The following is a 907-nucleotide window of genomic DNA, read 5'->3' on the forward strand; positions in this document are numbered from 1 at the left end:
GGAGCAGGTTTCCGGCGTACGCCGGGTCGCGTACCGCGATGCCCTCGCCATGTGGAATGGCCCCCCCCTCGCTCCCCCGACGGCGGAACCGACACCGCCAAACCACAGCACCGCAACACGCCCCCTCACCAGCACAAAAAAGCACCCCCCCTGGCACGGTTACGGCTTTGGCCGCTGCCATTCCAGCGTGATTTGGCGTTTGGCAAGGCTGGGGGATACTCTAGGGCTACTGAAGGAGGCTAGGACTCATGCTGGAGGTAAGCGTTCAACCCCACCGGGAATACCTGACCGCCAACCAGCCGGGACAGAAGCTGTTCCTGGCGCTCAAGGTCCGGCCCGCCGCCGAAGTCGCCAACGCCCGCCCCCAGCTCGCGGTGGCCTTCGTCGTCGATACCTCGGGCTCGATGCGCGAGGTAGTCACCGAGCCCACCGAGCGCACCGGCCAGAGCATCCGCGTCGACGGCAAGGACTACGAGGTGGTGCGCGGGGCCAAGAGCAAGATGGACCTGGTGGTGGAGGCGCTGCAGAACCTCCTCAACAGCCCCCAGCTCCAGCCCTCCGACCGCCTGGCCCTCGTCAAGTTCGACGACGACGCCCGCGTGGTGCAGCCCTTCACCCCGGCGAGCGAGAAGGTGCGCCTGGTCTCGGCCGCCGAGCGCCTGACGCAGTACTCCGGCGGCACCCACATGGGCGCGGGGATGCAGGAGGCCATGCGCCTGCTCGAGAACGAGTCCGGCAGCCGCCGCCTGATCCTCCTCACCGACGGCAACACCTTCGACGAGGCGCTCGTGCGCCCAGGCCACGCGCCCTTCCACCAGCGTCATCACCGGCCAGCCCCGCAGCTCCCAGCCCGCCCAGGGGCTGAACTTGGCCTTGGAGGCGAACTCGGCGGGGTTCACCGCCCGCT

1 pseudogene is annotated in these 907 nt (G+C 68.9%); it reads left to right on the forward strand.

Features of this window, described 5'->3' with window-relative positions:
* Positions 1 to 404 precede the first annotated feature (404 nt).
* Positions 405 to 719, forward strand: a pseudogene (locus Mterra_RS23345) (VWA domain-containing protein); the annotation flags it as partial.
* Positions 720 to 907: the final 188 nt, after the last annotated feature.

Source organism: Calidithermus terrae, from assembly GCF_003574345.1.
Classification (GTDB): Bacteria; Deinococcota; Deinococci; order Deinococcales; family Thermaceae; genus Calidithermus; species Calidithermus chliarophilus.